General features: G+C 64.3%; 12 protein-coding genes and 1 tRNA gene. 8 read left to right on the top strand and 5 right to left on the bottom strand.

Features of this window, described 5'->3' with window-relative positions; translation table 11 throughout:
• Positions 1-20 precede the first annotated feature (20 nt).
• Positions 21-1688, bottom strand: coding sequence for a sensor histidine kinase (locus AAE021_RS13120; protein WP_342022782.1), 1668 nt, complete (start codon positions 1686-1688; stop codon positions 21-23).
• Positions 1689-1943: 255 nt separating this feature from the next.
• On the opposite strand from AAE021_RS13120, the gene AAE021_RS13115 reads away from it, so the two are divergent.
• Positions 1944-3836, top strand: a complete 1893-nt coding sequence (locus AAE021_RS13115; protein WP_342022781.1) for an ABC transporter ATP-binding protein — start codon at positions 1944-1946, stop codon at positions 3834-3836.
• A gap of 142 nt (positions 3837-3978) precedes the next feature.
• Here AAE021_RS13115 and AAE021_RS13110 read toward each other — a convergent pair.
• Together AAE021_RS13110 and AAE021_RS13105 are read right to left on the bottom strand one after the other, a co-directional pair.
• Positions 3979-4055, bottom strand: a tRNA-Arg gene (locus tag AAE021_RS13110).
• A 67-nt stretch (positions 4056-4122) separates the two neighbouring features.
• Positions 4123-4674: a MarR family winged helix-turn-helix transcriptional regulator gene (locus tag AAE021_RS13105; RefSeq protein ID WP_342022780.1), complete on the bottom strand. Its 552-nt coding sequence runs from the start codon at positions 4672-4674 to the stop codon at positions 4123-4125.
• A 79-nt stretch (positions 4675-4753) separates the two neighbouring features.
• Between AAE021_RS13105 and AAE021_RS13100 the strand changes: the two genes are divergently transcribed.
• On the top strand, positions 4754-6892 hold the full coding sequence (locus AAE021_RS13100; RefSeq protein ID WP_342022779.1) for an MMPL family transporter: 2139 nt from the start codon (positions 4754-4756) through the stop codon (positions 6890-6892).
• 153 nt (positions 6893-7045) lie between these two features.
• Here AAE021_RS13100 and AAE021_RS13095 read toward each other — a convergent pair whose 3' ends face one another.
• Entirely contained in the window at positions 7046-7657 is a 612-nt protein-coding gene (locus AAE021_RS13095) for a hypothetical protein (protein WP_342022778.1), read from the bottom strand.
• Positions 7658-7772: 115 nt separating this feature from the next.
• Between AAE021_RS13095 and AAE021_RS13090 the strand changes: the two genes are divergently transcribed.
• From AAE021_RS13090 to AAE021_RS13065, 6 genes are all read left to right on the top strand, one after another.
• Positions 7773-8960 carry an acyltransferase gene (locus tag AAE021_RS13090; protein ID WP_342022777.1) on the top strand — a complete coding sequence of 396 codons (1188 nt, stop codon included), beginning with the start codon at positions 7773-7775 and terminating at the stop codon, positions 8958-8960.
• 122 nt (positions 8961-9082) lie between these two features.
• Positions 9083-9883, top strand: coding sequence for an inositol monophosphatase family protein (locus AAE021_RS13085; protein ID WP_342022776.1), 801 nt, complete (start codon positions 9083-9085; stop codon positions 9881-9883).
• Between the two features lie 56 nt (positions 9884-9939).
• The gene (gene pcrA / locus AAE021_RS13080; protein ID WP_342022775.1) at positions 9940-12429 is read left to right on the top strand and encodes a DNA helicase PcrA; all 2490 of its coding nucleotides are present in this window, start codon (positions 9940-9942) and stop codon (positions 12427-12429) included.
• A gap of 207 nt (positions 12430-12636) precedes the next feature.
• Entirely contained in the window at positions 12637-13806 is a 1170-nt protein-coding gene (gene sucC / locus AAE021_RS13075) for an ADP-forming succinate--CoA ligase subunit beta (protein ID WP_342022774.1), read from the top strand.
• 38 nt (positions 13807-13844) lie between these two features.
• A complete protein-coding gene (gene sucD, locus AAE021_RS13070; protein WP_342022773.1) occupies positions 13845-14747 on the top strand; it encodes a succinate--CoA ligase subunit alpha in 903 nt (300 codons plus the stop codon).
• 84 nt (positions 14748-14831) lie between these two features.
• Positions 14832-16241 carry a sugar porter family MFS transporter gene (locus AAE021_RS13065; RefSeq protein WP_342022772.1) on the top strand — a complete coding sequence of 470 codons (1410 nt, stop codon included), beginning with the start codon at positions 14832-14834 and terminating at the stop codon, positions 16239-16241.
• A gap of 109 nt (positions 16242-16350) precedes the next feature.
• Here AAE021_RS13065 and AAE021_RS13060 read toward each other — a convergent pair whose 3' ends face one another.
• On the bottom strand, positions 16351-18291 hold the full coding sequence (locus AAE021_RS13060; protein WP_342022771.1) for a BCCT family transporter: 1941 nt from the start codon (positions 18289-18291) through the stop codon (positions 16351-16353).
• Positions 18292-18390: the final 99 nt, after the last annotated feature.

Raw genomic sequence — 18390 nt, 5'->3', positions numbered from 1 at the left:
GTCACCGGCAGCGGGCCGGGTCAGCGCCGGGCTGGAATGTGCACGGTTACCGTGGTGCCCTGTCCCATCACTGAGTCGATGTCCAGTTCCCCACCGTGCTGAAGGACGATGTCCTGCACGATCGCCAGGCCGAGACCGGTGCCGGGAATTGCTGCAGCCGTTGCATTGGAAGCCCGGAAAAACCGCCGGAACAGCTTCGGGATCTCCACTTCGGGGATTCCAATCCCCGTGTCCGCGATCCTGACCCGGACCTGCGGGCCGGACTTCGTCTTGACCACGTCCACGAGCACATCCACGGTTCCTCCCGGCGGCGTGAACTTCACGGCGTTGGAAAACAGATTCGTGAAGACCTGCTCCAACTGTGTTTCATCCCCGTCCACCAGGAAAGGAGCGGACATTGGTGCCAGCCTCAGCGCTATATCGTTCGACGCCGCAGCCGGGGCCAGCGCCGCCGCAACCGATTCCAGCAGGGCAGCCAGATCGATTTCCTCCACTGCCAGGCTGGCCTGGGCGTCGCTCCGGGAAATGGTCAGCAAATCAGTGATGAGCTGGTTCAGCCGTGATGCGTTGCGCCCAACGATGTCCAGCATCTGCACCATGTGTGCAGGAACTTCCCCTGCGGAGCCGTCCAGGATCAGTTCCAGGTATCCGGTGATGGACGTCAGCGGTGTTCGGAGCTCATGATTAACCGTGGCGACAAAGTCAGTCTTGGCCTGGTCCAGTTCCCTCAGCCGGGACAGCACCTCCCGTTGGGCGGTGATGAGATGTCCCTGGACCAGTCCGTGGGCGAGGTTTCCACACACATGCTGGATGAGTGACAGTTCCGTCCGGCTCCAGTGCCGTGGGCCGGTGGTCCCGGCGATCCAGATGTAGCCCAGCACCTGTTCCCCGTGGGCCAGCGGTGCAAAAACGGAAGTGCGCAGCTCGGGCGGGGCTGCCGCTGCAAGGATCCTGCTTTCGGGGTCATCCGGGCTGTGGTGGTCCTCCACCCGAAGAACCGTTTCCTGTTCCCAAAGCTGTGCACACAGCTGCAGTGCCGCCTGCCGCGGAATTTCGCGGAAGCCTTTCGCCGGGACGGTCCGGTTCCAGGAGGCTGCCAGCTCCGGAACCCGTTCTCCCGGAAACGTTTCGAGGCGGACATGACAACCGGCGAACGTCTCGCCGAGGCCCCGCACCACGAGGGCCGCCATGCGCTCGGGATCGTTCGTGCCGCGCAAGGCCGCGGAAATGGCCCGGGTATCATCACGGAGCCGTGCCGCGGCAACCTTGCGCCGCCGGGTGGCCCGGCTGCCGGCCAGGACCAGTGCCACCCGGGCCGCGAAATCGGTGCCCTCCACGGGCCCGGCAACAAAGTCCGTAATGCCGAGCTGGATCATTAACTCGACGTCCAGTTCCTGCCCGCCGGACAGCAGGATGACGGGCAGCCCGGCAATCGCCGGTTCCTGCCGAAGGCGGCGCAACTGGTCCGGCTGCGCAGCTCCGAGCATTGCCGCATCCACCACACCCAGCACCACGTCGTGTTCCTGCAGCGCCTGGATGGCGGCCAACTCGTCCTCAACGTGCAGTGTCAGCAGGCCCGCCTCGCGCAGCACGGTGTCCGCCGCCGCCCGGAGTTCACTGGGACGCACCCCCACCACGGCAAACTGCGCGGTGGTGTCACCGGACGTCGGTTGCAGTGGTTGAAGCACCCTGGGCATGGAGGCCTTTCGTCGTCTGCGCAATTCCCGAGAGGGTGCAGCGAATGGAAGTGTACCAGCGGACCGGCCGCCCGTGTGTTCGGTGTCACTGCACGTCAGGCGGCCGCCGCGCGGGCCTGGCCGGCCAACCGTCGGGGCAGGCCCGCATCCACACATCCGGTGGGCGGGGCCGGCGGGAGCGCGCCGGGGAATGGAGTGTCGGTGCCGAGGCTTAAACTGAAGAGTGAATACAACGGAGGCACATAAATGAGCATGGAAGGCGCGGCGTGGAGTTCCTTATACAAGATCTCCACAGCCAGGGGCAGCGATAACAAGATTTCACGGGAAACGCTGCGGCGGATCATTACTTTCGCCTCACCCTATAAGAAGCAGCTGATCGGCTTTGTCCTGCTGTCCACGCTGGGAGCCTTCCTGGCCGTGGCCACCCCTGTCCTGGCGGGTGGGGTGGTCAATTCCATAGTTGCGGGTTCCGCTGCCGGCCGTGTTATCCAGCTCGCCCTGCTGATTGCCGCGGTGGCGGTGGCGGATGCGGCGGTGTCGCTTGCCACTCGCTGGTTCTCCTCCAGGATTGGGGAACAGGTGATCCTGGACCTGCGCACCGCGGTGTTTGACCACGTCCAGCGCATGCCCATCGCTTTCTTCACGCGCACGCGCACGGGAGCTTTGGTCAGCCGGCTCAATAACGACGTGATCGGAGCACAGCAGGCTTTCAGTGGAACCCTCTCCGGCGTAGTGAGCAACCTCGTCGCACTGATCCTGACCCTGATTGTCATGCTCAACACCTCCTGGCAGGTGACAGTGCTGGCCATGCTTCTGCTGCCGGTCTTCCTTATTCCGGCACGCCGGATGGGCGGGAAACTGGCGGCGCTTCGGCGCGAAGCGGCCAATCACAATGCCTCCATGGGAACCCAGATGACCGAACGGTTCTCCGCGCCCGGAGCTACTCTGGTCAAGCTGTTTGGCCGGCCGGAACAGGAATCCAACGAGTTTTCCGTCCGTGCCGCCCGGGTCCGCGACATCGGCGTAAAGATGGCCATGATGCAGGCCGTGTTTGTTACGGCGCTGACGCTGGTATCAGCCCTGGCCCTGGCCCTGGTGTATGGCCTGGGCGGATATCTGGCCCTCACGGGCAGCCTGAACACCGGCGACGTCGTCACTCTTGCCCTGCTGCTGACCCGGCTTTACGCGCCGCTGACATCGCTGGCCAACGCCCGGGTGGAAATCATGAGTGCCGTGGTCAGCTTTGAGCGTGTTTTCGAGATCCTTGACCTGAAGCCGCTGATCCGCGAAAAGGAGCACACTGTTCCGGTTCCGGAGGGTCCGCTGGGCGTGGAGTTCGACGACGTTCGGTTCGCCTATCCAACCGCGGACAAGGTTTCGCTTGCCTCGCTCGAAGAGGTCGCCGTGCTGGACTCGCGCGGCGGCGAAGAGGTGCTGCACGGTATTTCCTTCCGGGTGGAACCAGGCCAGACCGTTGCCCTGGTGGGCACGTCCGGCGCCGGCAAGTCCACGATCGCCCAGCTGATGTCGCGGCTGTACGACGTCGATTCCGGAGCGGTCCGCTTCTCCGGCACCGACGTGCGGGACGTCAGCTTCGCCTCCATGCGCCAGGCACTGGGAATGGTGACGCAGGACGGGCACCTGTTCCATGAAAGCATCCGGTCCAACCTGCTGCTCGCCAATCCGGAGGCCACCGAAGACCAGGTGTGGGACGCCCTGCGCCGGGCCAGGCTGGAGGATCTGATCCGATCCCTGCCTGACGGCCTGGACACCATGGTGGGGGAGCGCGGCTACCGGCTCTCCGGCGGAGAACGCCAGCGGATGACCATTGCCCGGCTCCTGCTGGCGCAGCCGAGGATCGTCATCCTGGACGAAGCCACCGCCGCACTCGACTCCACCTCCGAGGCAGCCGTACAGGCAGCGCTGGGAGAAGCACTGGAAGGCCGCACCGCCGTCGTCATCGCCCACCGGCTCTCGACGATCCGCAACGCGGACAAGATCCTGGTCATTGAGGGCGGCCGGATCGCGGAACAGGGCACGCATGCAGAGCTTCTGGAGCTCGGCGGCCGCTATGCGGAGCTGCACGGCACGCAGTTCGCCGTGGACCCGGTTACGGATGAAGGGGCTGTCCGCGGGTAGCGGTCCCGGGATGCATACGGGCTGTCCCGGCGCGTCGAAGACAGTGTCGAAGGCTGCGTCGAGGACAGTGTCGAAGACCGCGTTCAAGGCAGTGTCAAAGGGGCAGTGTCAAAGACAGAGGGGAAGGCCGTGGGGGAAGCTGTGGTGCCCCCGGCCGGAATCGAACCGACGACCTGCCCTTTAGGAGAGGGCCGCTCTATCCTACTGAGCTACGAGGGCGTGCCGCCGGACTGGCCGGCAGGCGGTTATCAGCTTACCTGCTTCTGCGGCCGGCATGCTGCATCCGTTACCGTGCGTGTTGTTCCGTGCCGGCGTCCGGACCTGCATCTCCGCCGGCACCGGGGCCGGCATCGGCTTCAGTGGAACGGGGCTCAGCCAGTGCCGCCTGATGATCGGCGTAGGCCTGGCGCATGTCCGCCATGAACCGGCGCACCGTTTCGAGTTCTTCCGTGGAGTATCGGCTCATGACGTCGTCCGTCAGCGCGCCAAGGGGGCCGAAGTAGGCAGCGGCCAGCTGCATGGCCAGCGGCTCGAAATGCAGGGTCACCTTCCGGCGGTCGGCGTGTTCCCGGTTGCGGTGAATATGCCCGATGCGCTCAAGCCGGTCAATGACCGCCGTTGTGGCTCCCGTGGATGTGCCCAGCTTGGCACTGAGTTGCCCGGCGGTGAGGGCTTCGCGGCGGGATTCGGCTTCCATGATCAGCGTCAGTGCCCGCATGTCGGTGGCGTTGAGCCCTTCCCGGTGCGCAAAAGTATCCGCGACCCGCTGTCCATCCAGCGCCATGCCGCGGATTCCGTTGACGATATCCCGCCGAAGGCCGTTCTCTTCCACCCTCATATTGTAACTCTACCTTGAAGTATCTCTAAAATTGAGATACTTTTTCGAGGAGATACTTTATTTGCACCAGGAGCGGAACATGAACGCAGGGATTGTGAAATCGGCCAAAGCGGCCTGGATCACGCTGCTGCTGAGCCTTGCGGTCGTCATCGGCCTCTTTGCTTTGCCGGCACAGGAGAATGAGGCGTCCACGGTGGGCGGCCTCGACGAGGAGTACCAGACAACCCAGGTCAATGAGCTCCTGGAAGAGTTCCCTGACGCCCAGGAGTCCACCGCACTGATTGTGGTGTCCCGGGAAGACGGGGAGCCGATGACCGACGCCGATCAGGCGGCCATCGCGGACATCAATGCCGCAGCAGCCGAACTTGGCGCCGTTGGCCCGCCGCCGCAGGTGCCCCCGATTGTCTCCGAAAACAAGCTGGTGGGCCTGGTTCCGGTCACGCTGCAGGCAGCGGCCGACGACGGCGACGCCGTGTCGGCCGAAGTGGAGAGCCTCCGCGAAGGCATTTCAGATGCGGCACCGGACGGACTGACCGCACAGCTGACCGGTGGGGCAGCATTCACCGCCGATCTGGCCGGGGTTTTCTCGGGCGCCAACTTCATCCTGCTGACCGTCACGGCCGGTGTGGTCGCCCTGCTGCTGCTCATCACCTACCGGTCACCGTGGCTCTGGCTTGTGCCGCTGGCGGTGGTGGCAACCATCGAGCAGTCCGCCTTGAAGGTTGTTGACCTGCTGGCACCGGTGGTCGGTATCGACGTCGACCCCTCAGCGGTGGGCATTACCAGCGTGCTGGTCTTTGGTGCAGCCACCAACTACGCCCTGCTGCTGATCGCGCGCTACCGCGAGGAACTCCGCATCCACGAGTCCAAGTACGCCGCGATGGGCAAGGCACTCTCCCGGACGCGGGAAGCCATTATCGCCTCCGGCGGAACCGTCATCCTGGCCCTTCTGGTGTTGCTCTTCACGGACACCCTGAGCTACCGCGGACTGGGCTTCTCGGCCGCCACGGGCATTGTCCTGGCCATCCTCAGTGCGCTCTTCATCCTGCCCGCCGCCCTGGTGCTGCTGGGCCGAAAGCTGTTCTGGCCGTTCGTGCCTAAGGTCGGCGACGCCGCCCGTGAAGGCAAGTTCTGGGGCAAGCTCGGTGAGGCCACGGCCCGCGCGCCCAAGCGCATTGCCGGTGCCGCCGTCGTCGTCCTGCTGGCTGCCGGCGGACTCCTGTTCAACGTTCAGATCGGTCTGAGCGAAAATGAGCAGTTCACCGAGAAGCCGCAGGCCGTTACGGCCGCAGAGACGCTGGCCGAAGGCTTCCCCGCAGGTTCATCCTCACCGGTGATCGTCCTGGTCAACTCAGAGAGCGCCGACGCGGTGATCGAGGAAGTATCAGCCCTGGAAAGCGTCTCGGGAGCCGAAGCGGCCTCGGAGCACGACGGACTGACGCGCATCGACATCATCGACACTTACGAGCCGGGCACCGCCGAGTCCAACGAATTCATCGAGGACCTGCGTGCCGACCTTGCCGCCACCCCGGAGTACGGCGCGCTGGTTGGCGGAGAAGCAGCCGAGCGCGTGGACCAGCTGGCCGCAAACCAGCATGACCTCACCCTGGTGGTCACCTCCGTGATCATCCTCGTGTTCCTGGTCCTGCTGGTGCTGCTGCGCAGCCTCGTGGCGCCGGTGCTGCTGGTTGCCTCAGTGCTCCTGACCTTCGTTGCGAGCACCGGCATCAGCTGGTTCCTGTTCGTGAACGTCCTCGGCTTCCCGGCCCTGGATACGCTCACGCTGCTGTACTCGTTCATCTTCCTGGTGGCCCTGGGCGTGGACTACAACATCTTCCTCACCACCCGGGCCCGGGAGAACGCCATGACCATGGGCACCAAGCAGGGCATGCTCAGTGCCCTGCGGTCCACCGGCGGCGTGATCACCAGTGCCGGCATCCTGCTGGCCGCTGTGTTTGCCGTCCTCGGCGTGCTGCCCCTGGTCACGCTAACCCAGGTGGGCATTACCGTGGCCATCGGCGTGCTGCTGGACACCCTGGTGGTGCGGACGGTCATTGTTCCGGCACTGGCCTTCACCCTGGGCGAGAAGTTCTGGTGGCCCTCCAAGCCCTCAGGCGAGGGTGGAACCGGCGGCCGGCACGAGGCGCAGCCGGGGCAGGACTCGGGTCCGAAACTTGAGACGGCTCCCGCCGGGGCCCACCGCGCCAACGTCAGCTAGCTGCTGGCACACCTGGCCGCAGGGTTCTCGGCGGAACGTAAAATGACGTACCGAACGTGAACTTCAGAAGGTGAAGCAGCAAAACCAAGGGCCCCGCCGGAATGTTTCCGGCGGGGCCCTTAAATTTTGGGCTTCGGTACTTTTGGCCTTCGGTTAGGGGGTTTTGGGACCGCGACGGCCGAACACGGCAACGGCTGACGCCACAAGGCTCAATCCGAAAAGCACCCAGCGGGCTATGGTCAGGGCACTGGCCAGGGCTGCATCTGAGCTGGACAGGGTTTCTGCCCCCAAAGCCGCGTCAATCACGACGTTCTCCCACAGATCAACAATGACAAAGAGGATCGGCGCCGCCCACAGCACCCAGCGCTTGGCGCGGCCGCGCGCATTCAAGCCGATGATCAGCAGCCAGGTGAAACCGAACATGAGCGGAAAAATCGTCCCGGCGGTTTTGTGCACGTAACTGAGCTGGCCGAGGGCATCCTCATCCATGACAGAGCGCAGATCGTTCAGGTACTCCATGCTGTAGCCGCCCACGAGTGAGTCCGGCATCGACATCCCGCCGGAAATCTGGGTCATCTGGCTCAGCACCATCAGATGCAGGTAAAAGAACATGAACAGTGTGGTGGCCACCGCAGCTATGAGGATCAGGTTCGCGTTGCTCTTGGCCTGCTGAGGTGAGCGCGGCGTGGCCTGGTTCGCTAAGTGCGGGGGCAGGGCAGCCTTCTCGCCGTGCTTGGCCGCCCGCTGTGCCGGAGTTTTTCCCATGTCTACAGAGTATCGCCGGCAGCAACAGCGCCGGCGACCGCGTCCTGACCTGCGCGGGGAGCAGAACGCCAATCCGCTAGCATGGACAGGTTATCTACGCCTTCTGGAGGCCACATTGGGAAAAAGCCCCGCAGACGGCGGCCTATGGGTGGGCAAGTCCTTTGACTCCCGGAACAACAGCCTGAACCTGATCCGGCTGATTTTCGCGCTGGCGGTGCTGGTGCATCATGCCTGGCCGCTTTCCGGCACGGAGAATTCCCCAGCCTTCGCCGGAGACACCCTCGGCGGCTGGGCCGTTGCGGGCTTCTTTGTGATCAGTGGATACCTCATTACGCACAGCCGCTTCACCCACAGCCTGGGGGACTACTTGGTCCACCGGGTGGCACGGATTGTTCCGGCCTTTGTCATCTGCCTGATTGTGGTGGCGGGAATGTTTGCACCCGTTGGCTACGTCAAGGCCAACGGATCACTGGACGGGTTCCTGGGTGCGGCAACCACGCCCTTCAACTACGTGTTCAGCAACCTGGGCCTGCGGATGTCAGTGTACGACGTTGCCGGCACGCCTGCCGCTGTCCCGTACGCGGGAGTGTGGAACGGCTCGCTCTGGAGCATTTACTTCGAGTTTTGCTGTTATCTGATCGTGGCGTTTATCGGGCTCTTTGCGCTGGTGCGGAAGTCCCCCTGGCCACTGACGATCTTCTTCCTCCTGTCTGTGGCGGCCAACGTGTTCATGGTCAGGGTCTCGCCCTACGCCCAGGCGAACTATGAATTCGAAATGCTGGTGCACCTGCTGCCGTTCTTCCTGGGCGGCGCGGTGGTCTACGTCTGGAAACACCGGATTGGCATCCACTGGCTTCCCGCCATACTGTCCCTTGCCGCAGCAGCGGCCCTGACGGCATTTTTCCCGGCTTGGGGCGGCGGAGCTTCCGGAGCATTCATCGCCTACGGCCTGCTGTGGATATCGCTGTGGCTGCCATCGCCCCGGCTCATCAAGAAGAACGACGTTTCATATGGCATCTACATCTACGCTTTTCCGGTGCAGCAGCTGCTCGCTCTGTACGGACTGCACGAGCACGGCCTGACAGCCTACATTTGCATCGCGGCAGTCCTGACCTTTATCCCCGCTGTGGCCAGCTGGATCCTGCTGGAGCGTCCCATCATGCGCGCGGTTCGGCGGACAGGTAAAACCCCTGCCACGGTCCCGGCCGTTGCCGGACCTGATGCGGGAGTTCCGGCGCAGGCCGCGGACAGCAACGTTGTCGGGGTAACCCCTGACGGATCGCCCCTCCCGGCCCCGAACTAACCTCGCCCGGGATCCCGAGACGGCCCCAAGCCCACGGACCTTCCGACCCGGGTCCGAACCGCCGCAGTTCCTTCTTCCCCGACTCTTCCCCCGGGACCGGGTCTGCCCGATAGGGTGGCTGCATGAGTGTTAAGGCAACAGATGACGACTTCTCCCTTGCCGCGGAACTGGTGCGCGACGCCGGTGCGCTGGCCCTGCGCATGCGCTCTCAGGGACTGACCGCCACTTCGAAAACCACGGTGTCCGACGTCGTGACCGCCGCCGACCACGCCGCGGAAAAGCTGGTGGTGGACAGGCTCCGCAGGCTGCGGCCCCATGACGGGATTGTGGGTGAGGAGGGGGCCAGTGTCACCGGCACCTCCGGCCGGTCCTGGGTGATTGATCCGGTGGACGGCACCTACAACTTCTTCGCCGGATCCACGTACTGGTGCTCTGCCCTTGCCCTGAAGGCGGACGAACCTGAATCCCTGAACGGGGATCCCGAAGTGCTGCTGGGTGCCATCTATCAGCCCCAGGAAGACCGGCTGTGGCTGGGCGGGGAGGATCATCCCGCAACTCTCAACGGTGCTCCGCTTCCCCGGCTGGATGACGCGCCCCTGGACCGCCTCAGCGCCGGGACCTATCTGCATCCGACCTGGCTGCTGCGTCCGGAGGTGGCTGGCCCGTGGACAGCCGCAGCCGCGCGGACAGCAACCATCCGCATGCTGGGATCGGGTTCCTGTGATCTTGGCGGTGTCGCGTCCGGACGGCTGGGGGCGTGGTTCCAGCACAGCTGCCCGGAATGGGACTGGCTGCCGGGCAAGGCCATTGTTCGGGCGGCAGGCGGCAGCACCGCAGTCACCGTGGTGCACGGCTACCGCTGGCACATCGCCGGGACGCCCTCCGCCGTGCGTGAAATCAGCGGTGCCCTGGCCTCCGTTTAGCCCGGGTGTGGACCCGCCGGAAAGAGTCGGCGGCAGCACCTAGACTTAAGAACACCATGGACTATCTTTTTGATCCGTACTTTTCAGCCGCTAAAACGGACTCCTCCAGCGCCACCGACGCCCGGGGGGAGTCCGCTGACGCGGAACCCGCCCAGAGCCCTGCGCAGCGACAGGGGAAGGCCTCCCGCGCGGATGAACAACGGGCGGCGGACCTGCTGCAGGGATTGAACCCGCAGCAGGAAGAGGCCGTTAAGCACGGCGGTTCACCGCTGCTGATCGTCGCCGGAGCCGGCTCCGGCAAAACCCGTGTGCTCAGCCACCGGATCGCGTACCTGATGGCCACCGGACGTTCCAATCCGGGCCAGATCCTGGCGATCACCTTCACGAACAAGGCCGCCGCGGAAATGCGTGAACGCATCGAGGCCCTCGTGGGCGGCGTCGCGAAAACCATGTGGATTTCCACCTTCCACTCCTCCTGCGTGCGGATCCTTCGCCGCGAGGCCAAGTCCGTGGGGATGAATTCCAACTTCTCGATCTACGACTCCGCAGACTCGCTGCGCCTGATCACGCTGGTGGCCAAGGGGCTGGATCTTGATCCCAAGCGCTTCACGCCCAAGATGATCATGCATAAGATCTCGGCGCTGAAAAACGAACTGATCGACGATGAAACGTTCGCCTCGACCGCCAACCTGGCCGATCCTTTCGAGCAGGCCGTGGCCGACGTCTACAAGGGCTACACGGAGCGCATGCGCTCGGCCAACGCCATGGACTTCGATGATCTGATTGCGCAGACGGTGTACATGTTCCGCGCGTTCCCGGGTGTCGCGGAATACTACCGCCGCCGGTTCCGCCACATCCTGGTGGACGAGTACCAGGACACCAACCACGCCCAGTACGCGCTGGTGCGTGAACTCGTGGGCGTGCCCGGCGGGGGCAACACCCTGGAGATACCGCCGGCCGAGCTGACGGTGGTGGGCGACTCCGACCAGTCCATCTATGCCTTCCGCGGCGCCGATGTGCGCAACATCGTGGACTTCGAGAAGGACTACCCCTCCGCGAGGACCATCCTGCTGGAGCAGAACTACCGCTCCACCCAAAACATCCTGAACGCCGCCAACGCAGTGATTTCCCGCAACCCCAACAGGCCCGAAAAACGCCTGTGGACGGCCGAGGGCAGCGGCGAAAAGATCATCGGTTACGTCGGTGAGAACGAACACGAGGAAGCGCGGTTCATCGCCGAGGAAATCGACCGGCTGCAGGATGAGGAAAACCTGCGCCCGGGAGACGTGGCGGTGTTCTACCGCACCAACGCCCAGTCCCGTTCCCTGGAAGACGTCCTGGTCCGGGTGGGGCTGCCCTACAAGGTGGTGGGTGGCACCCGGTTCTACGAGCGCAAGGAAATTAAGGACGCGCTGGCCTACCTGCGGGTGCTGGTGAATTCCGACGACGTCGTGAACCTGCGCCGGATCCTGAACGAACCCAAGCGCGGCATCGGCGACCGGGCCGAATACTCCGTGGCCGCCCTGGCCGAACGGGAGCGGATTTCGTTCATGGCTGCCCTCCGCCGGGCAGCGGAAGCTCCGGGACTGGCCACCCGTTCACTCAATGCGGTCAACGGTTTCGTCAAGCTCATTGACGACCTCGCCGAGGTGGCCAACGGGTCCGGGGCCTCCGCCGCCCTGGAAGCGGTGCTGGAGCAGACCGGCTATCTGGCCCAGCTGCGGTCCTCCGCGGATCCGCAGGACGAATCACGGGTGGAGAACCTCGCCGAACTCGTCGCTGTGGTCCGCGAATACGAAAAGGAAAACCCGGAGGGCTCCCTGGGAGAGTTCCTCGAACAGGTCTCCCTCGTAGCCGACGCCGATTCCATCCCCGATGCCCCCGAAGGCTCCGCCGAGGAAGTGGCAGCCGCCGTCGAGGAATCCCGCCGTCAGGGCGTGGTCACGCTGATGACGCTGCACACCGCCAAGGGCCTGGAATTCCCAGTGGTCTTCCTGACCGGCATGGAGCAGGGGCTGTTCCCGCACCAGCGCTCCGCCACCGACCCCGCGGAACTGGCCGAGGAACGCCGGCTCGCCTACGTGGGCCTCACCCGGGCACGGAAACGCCTGTACATTACGCGCTCGGAAGTGCGCAGCATGTGGGGGCAAAGCCAGTACAACCCGGCCAGCCAGTTTGTCGGCGAGATCCCGGGAGAACTGATCGACTGGAAGCGCGAGGGCATGGACCGGCCCACGTGGGGCGGCAGCACCGGCTCCGGCTCCAGCCGCTACGGAGGATCCTCCTGGGGTGCTGGTTCGGCGTCGGGCTCAGGGACGGGCGGCAGCATCGCCGCGGCACCGGTCTCCAAGGCCATTGGCCGGGTCCAGCCGCAGAAAGAGGTCATCTCCGTGGGGGTGGGGGACAAGGTCAACCACACCACCTTCGGCCACGGAACCGTCCTGGCGGTCGAAGGCGCGGGCGACAAGACCGTGGCAAAGGTGAAGTTCGACGTCGGAGAGAAGCGCCTGCTGCTGCGTTACGCGCCGCTGACCAAGGAATCCTGACCGCGGTCAAGCCCCGCAGACATAACCCACCCGCCGCAAATTCTACAAACCATAGAACTGTGCGCTTAATCACTAAAGGGGTAGTCTGGGGGCGGCGTTGGATGCCAAGCGACTAAAGTTCCAGTGGGGCAGACCGGCATGACGCATTTGCTCCGGCGATCATCTGATCGAATGTAAACCTACTTCGACGTAGAAGGACACTAGCCCGTGGACCTGTTTGAATATCAGGCGCGCGATATGTTTGAGGCGCACGGTGTACCCGTGCTTGCCGGAATCGTGGCGCACACTCCCGAAGAAGCAAAAGCTGCTGCCGAGAAGATTGGCGGCGTAGTTGTCGTCAAAGCACAGGTCAAGGTCGGTGGCCGCGGCAAGGCCGGCGGCGTCAAGGTCGCGAAGACCGCTGACGAGGCGTTCTCCTACGCTTCCGACATCCTCGGCATGGACATCAAGGGCCATACCGTCAACACCGTGATGATCGCCCAGGGCGCCGACATCGCCGAGGAGTTCTACTTCTCCGTTCTTCTGGACCGCGCCAACCGCAACTACCTGGCCATGTGCTCGGTGGAAGGCGGCATGGAAATCGAGGTCCTCGCTGTTGAGCGTCCCGACGCCCTGGCCCGCGTTGCCGTTGATCCCGCCGTCGGCATCGATCAGGCCAAGGCCGAAGAAATCGTTGACACCGCAGGGTTCGCTCCCGAACTGCGCGACGGCGTCATCAACGCGATCCTCAAGCTGTGGGACGTCTTCGTCAAGGAAGACGCCACCCTGGTGGAGGTCAACCCGCTGGTCCGCACCGGCAACGGTGAGATCCTGGCCCTCGACGGCAAGGTCTCGCTGGACGAAAACGCAGACTTCCGCCAGCCCGGCCACGCCGAACTGGAAGACAAGGACGCTGCCGACCCGCTGGAGGCAAAGGCCAAGGCCAACGACCTCAACTACGTCAAGCTTGACGGCCAGGTGGGCATCATCGGTAACGGTGCAGGCCTGGTCATGTCCACGCTCGACGTCGTCGCCTACGCCGGCGAGAAGCACGGCAACGTCAAGCCGGCCAACTTCCTGGACATCGGTGGCGGAGCTTCCGCTTCCGTCATGGCTGCCGGCCTGGACGTCATCCTCAATGACGAGCAGGTCAAGTCCGTGTTCGTGAACGTCTTCGGCGGCATCACCGCCTGTGACGCAGTGGCCAACGGCATCGTCAAGGCCCTGGAAATCCTCGGCGACGAAGCCAACAAGCCGCTGGTCGTCCGCCTGGACGGCAACAACGTCGAAGAAGGCCGCCGCATCCTGGCCGACGCCAACCACCCGCTGGTCACGCTGGCCACCACCATGGACGAAGGCGCCGACAAGGCTGCCGAGCTCGCTTACGCCGCTCGCTGACCCCAGCCTGTCGAACCTTTTAGAAAGAGAATCCCCTTATGTCTATCTTTTTGAACAAGGACTCCAAGGTCATCGTTCAGGGCATCACCGGCGGCGAAGGCACCAAGCACACCGCCCTGATGCTCAAGGCCGGAACCCAGGTTGTGGGTGGCGTTAACGCCCGCAAGGCTGGAACCACGGTTACCCACGGCGACGTGGAACTGCCCGTCTTCGGCACCGTCACCGAGGCCATCGACAAGACCAACGCCGACGTTTCCATCGTCTTCGTGCCGCCGGCCTTCACCAAGGACGCCGTCATGGAAGCGATCGACGCCGGCATCGGCCTCGTCGTCGTCATCACCGAAGGTGTCCCCGTACAGGACTCCGCCGAGTTCTGGGCCCACGCCCAGTCCAAGGTGGACGCCGACGGCAACCAGGTCACCCGCATCATCGGCCCGAACTGCCCGGGCATCATCACGCCGGGCGAGGCACTGGTTGGCATCACCCCGAACAACATCACCTCCAAGGGCCCGATCGGCCTGGTCTCCAAGTCCGGCACCCTGACCTACCAGATGATGTACGAACTGCGGGACCTGGGCTTCTCCACCGCAATCGGCATCGGCGGCGACCCCGTCATCGGCACCACGCACATCGACGCCCTGGCTGCGTTCGAAGCTGACCCCGAAACCAAGGCCATCGTCATGATCGGCGAAATCGGCGGTGACGCTGAAGAGCGTGCCGCCGAGTTCATCAAGGCCAACGTCACGAAGCCGGTTGTCGGCTACGTGGCAGGCTTCACGGCTCCCGAAGGCAAGACCATGGGCCATGCAGGCGCCATCGTCTCCGGTTCCGCAGGAACCGCACAGGCCAAGAAGGAAGCCCTTGAGGCTGCCGGCGTGAAGGTCGGCAAGACGCCGTCCGAGACCGCCACCCTGCTGCGCGAAGTTTTCGCAGCACTCTAGTACACGCACGCAGACCCCCGTCGGCCGGATTATCTCCGACCGACGGGGGTTTTGTGCGCTCGGATATACGCAGAAAGACCTTTGATGTCCACACTTCTTACCCCCGGAGCAGCCGCGAAGCAGGGGAGCAGCCGCCACCGCGGCGCCCTGGGCCGCGCCTCCTGGATCGCCACCCTGGGCGGGTTCCTGTTCGGTTATGACACCGGCGTCATTAACGGTGCACTGCCCTTCATGCAGGATGATCTGGGGCTGACTCCCTTCACCGAAGGCCTGATCACCTCCAGCCTGTTGTTCGGTGCCGCCTTTGGCGCCGTCATCGCCGGGCAGCTTGCGGATCGCTTCGGCCGGCGCCGGCTGCTCATGATGCTGGCCGTGGTTTTCCTGGCCGGAGCTCTCGGTACTGCGGTTGCGCCATCCATCGGACTGATGGTGGTGGCCCGGGTGGTCCTCGGCCTGGCCGTGGGCGGGGCCTCCGCCGTCGTGCCCATGTTCCTGTCCGAAATCGCCCCTGCCGCACGGCGCGGACAGATGGTGACCCGGGACCAGCTGATGATCGTCACCGGCCAGCTGGCGGCGTTCACCACCAATGCAGTAATCGGCAACGTGTGGGGCGAGGAGAACCACATCTGGCGCTGGATGCTGGCCGTGGCCTCACTTCCCGCCATCGCCCTGTGGATCGGCATGAAGTTTGTGCCGGAGAGCCCGCGCTGGCTCGCCGCGCAGGGACGCTATCCGCAGATGATGGCGGTGCTGCAGAAAATCCGCAGCTCCGAGGACGCACAAACGGAGTACGACGACGTCCGCGCCCTGGCAAGCCATGAAACCACCCGCCGCGGCTCGCTGAAGGACTTTGCCGAGCCGTGGCTGTTCCGGGTGCTGCTGATCGGCATGGGCATGTCAGTGGTCCAGCAGATCACCGGCGTCAACGCGATCGTGTACTACGGCACGCAGATCCTGGCCGACGCCGGTTTCGGTACCGAGGCAGCCCTGACCGCTAACATCGCCAACGGCGTCGTGTCCGTTGCGGCAGCGATCCTGGGCATCTGGCTGCTCGGCAGGGTGGGACGGCGCCCCATGCTCATCACCGGGCTGATCGGGACGTCCTCCACACTGCTGCTTATTGGCGTGGCGTCACTGACGATGGCCGAAGGCACTGCCCGCGGCTTTGTGGTGCTGTCCCTGACCGTTGCGTTCCTGGCCTTCCAGCAGGGCTCCATCTCGCCGGTGACCTGGCTGATGATCGCGGAGATTTTCCCGCTGCGGGTCCGCGGCCTGGGAATGGGACTCTCAGTGTTCGTGCAATGGATGGCCAACTTCGCCGTGGGCTTCTCCTTCCCGATGCTGATGGCCGGACTGGGAATCTCCAGCACGTTCTTCATCTTCGTGGGGCTGGGCCTCTGCGCCATCCTGTTCGTGCGGCGCTTCATGCCGGAGACCCAGGGCAAGTCCCTGGAGCAGCTGGAAACGGAGCTGAAGGCAGCCGGATCCAAGTAGGCGTCACCGACAACCTTCCGCAACAAACAAAGGGACCTGCCACCGATATCCGGTGGCAGGTCCCTTTTTGTTGGGCGCCGGCCTTACAGCGCCTTTTCAGCGGCTGCGGTTAGCCGCGCGGACGCAGGTCGCCGTCGTTCTCCGCTGCTGCCGCCGTTGCCGGACGCGCCGGAACGGGGGCGGGAGTGATGACGTCATGTGCCGTGGTGTCGTGTTCCTGCGTGGCGAGGTCGAAGGTCGACCCGCCGTGCTCATCCACACCGGCGGCGATGGCACGCTCCACCACCGACTTGGTCAGCTGGCGGCGCAGAGCCATCGGGTCGCGGGCCAGATCCTTGGTCAGGGCCACCGTCATGAGAAGCATGACCAGCGCAAACGGCAGGGCTGCCACGATGGTGATGCGCTGAAGCGCATCAAGTGCCGCGGACGGCTCATCACCGCCGGCCAAGAGCATGACGGCGGCGACGGCTCCGGTCAGGACGCCCCAGAAAACCACCACGGCACGCGCCGGGTGCTCAGCACCGTTGGAGCTGAGCGATGCCATGACGATGGACGCGGAATCAGCTCCGGTGATGAAGAAGATGCCCACAAGGACCATTGCCAGGATGCCAACGGCCGCGGCTATCAGGTTAGGCATGGGCAGCAGGGCGAAAAGCTCGAACAATGCGGCATCCGAGCCTGCTGCTGCCATGAGGGCGTCGGCATCGCCGGGCGCTGCGTTTTGCTGTGTGCCAATGGCACCGCCACCGAAAATGGAGAACCAGAGAATAGTGACGACAAAGGGAACCAGCAGGACACCGGTCACGAACTGCCGGATAGTGCGGCCGCGGCTGATGCGGGCAATGAACATGCCCACAAAAGGCGTCCAGGAGAGCCACCAGGCCCAGTAGAAGATGGTCCATCCCGAGAGCCAGTCACGCATCGTCTCATCGCCAACGGCCTCGGTGCGAGAAGCCATCTCTGCCATGTTCCCCGCATAGTCGGCGATGGCGGAAGGAATGACGTTCAGGATGAAGAGGGTCGGACCGGCGATAAAGACAATAATCGCCAGCAGCACGGCCAGGCCCATGTTGATGTTGGAGAGCCACTGGATGCCCTTGGAAATTCCGGACATGGCAGAGGCAACAAAGCAGGCGGTCAGGATAGCGACAATGGCCACCAGAATGGGCGTGCCAACGCTGGCGACCCACCCCTGGGACTCGAGCCCGCTGCCGATCTGGAGAGCACCCAGGCCCAGTGAGGCGGCAGTGCCGAACAATGTGGCGAAGATGGCGAAGATGTTGAGGAGTTTGCCCAGCGGTCCATCCACTCGTGCCCGGCCGAACAGGGAAGTGAAAGCGGAGGAAATCAGCTGCTTCCTTCCCAGCCGGTAAGTGCCGTATGCCATGGCAATACCCACGATGGCGTACATGGCCCATGGATGCAGGCCCCAGTGGAAGACCGAGGTGGCCATGGCCGTCCGGATGGCTTCGGGAGTCTCACCGTCCACTGTGCCCGGAGGCGGCGAAATGAAGTGGAACATCGGCTCCGCGACACCGTAGAACATGAGGCCAATGCCCATGCCGGCGGCGAACATCATGGAAATCCAGGAGAGCGTCTTGTACTCGGGTTCCTCATCATCCTTGCCGAGGGGAATGTTGCCGAACCGGCCCAAAGCCAGCCACAGGACGAAGACGACAAAGAAGGACGCCAGCAGGACAAACATCCAGCCGGTGTGTTCCATAACCCAGTCCAGCGCTGTCTGGGACGAGGTGGCCAGGGACTCGCGGCCGAAGAAACCCCACAGAATGAAGGCAATGGCCAGGGCTCCGGTTACCCCGAAAAGGACCTTGTCCAGTCTGGCGGGTGTCTCGGTGGAGCGGGCGGTTTCATGTGCTTGTTCGGTCTCGCGAAGCTGCGCCAGCAGCTCCTGGTCCGGATCTGCATCGGGCTCAGCGGGAAGCTGGTCGACGTGTGATGCTGCTGGTCCGGAGTCCGGGTGGAGGAGTGCTCCGCCGCGGCTTTCCGGGCCCTGCCCGGAATCCGGGGTGGGCTCAGTCATGTTAGCCATAGGGCCTTCCTAGATGGTTCTTCCTGGATTAACGGAAGATATGCCCGGTTCCCGCAGGGGGGTTCATCGGGCAGCTGGAGAGGAGCGGCCGGGGCCCGG

Origin of the sequence: Arthrobacter citreus (assembly GCF_038405225.1) — a bacterium.
GTDB classification, from domain to species: domain Bacteria; phylum Actinomycetota; class Actinomycetes; order Actinomycetales; family Micrococcaceae; genus Arthrobacter_B; species Arthrobacter_B citreus_A.
Note: the sequence above shows the minus strand (reverse complement) of the source record. Positions and strands in the feature narration are given on the sequence as shown.

Bases quoted from the DNA above. Each gene is read 5' to 3' on its own strand.
- AAE021_RS13115 (WP_342022781.1), top strand. From the start codon at position 1,944: ATGAGCATGGAAGGCGCGGCGTGGAGTTCCTTATACAAGATCTCCACA.
- AAE021_RS13105 (WP_342022780.1), bottom strand. From the start codon at position 4,674: ATGAGGGTGGAAGAGAACGGCCTTCGGCGGGATATCGTCAACGGAATC.
- AAE021_RS13100 (WP_342022779.1), top strand. From the start codon at position 4,754: ATGAACGCAGGGATTGTGAAATCGGCCAAAGCGGCCTGGATCACGCTG.
- AAE021_RS13095 (WP_342022778.1), bottom strand. From the start codon at position 7,657: ATGGGAAAAACTCCGGCACAGCGGGCGGCCAAGCACGGCGAGAAGGCT.
- AAE021_RS13085 (WP_342022776.1), top strand. From the start codon at position 9,083: ATGAGTGTTAAGGCAACAGATGACGACTTCTCCCTTGCCGCGGAACTG.
- pcrA (WP_342022775.1), top strand. From the start codon at position 9,940: ATGGACTATCTTTTTGATCCGTACTTTTCAGCCGCTAAAACGGACTCC.
- sucD (WP_342022773.1), top strand. From the start codon at position 13,845: ATGTCTATCTTTTTGAACAAGGACTCCAAGGTCATCGTTCAGGGCATC.
- AAE021_RS13065 (WP_342022772.1), top strand. From the start codon at position 14,832: ATGTCCACACTTCTTACCCCCGGAGCAGCCGCGAAGCAGGGGAGCAGC.
- AAE021_RS13060 (WP_342022771.1), bottom strand. From the start codon at position 18,291: ATGGCTAACATGACTGAGCCCACCCCGGATTCCGGGCAGGGCCCGGAA.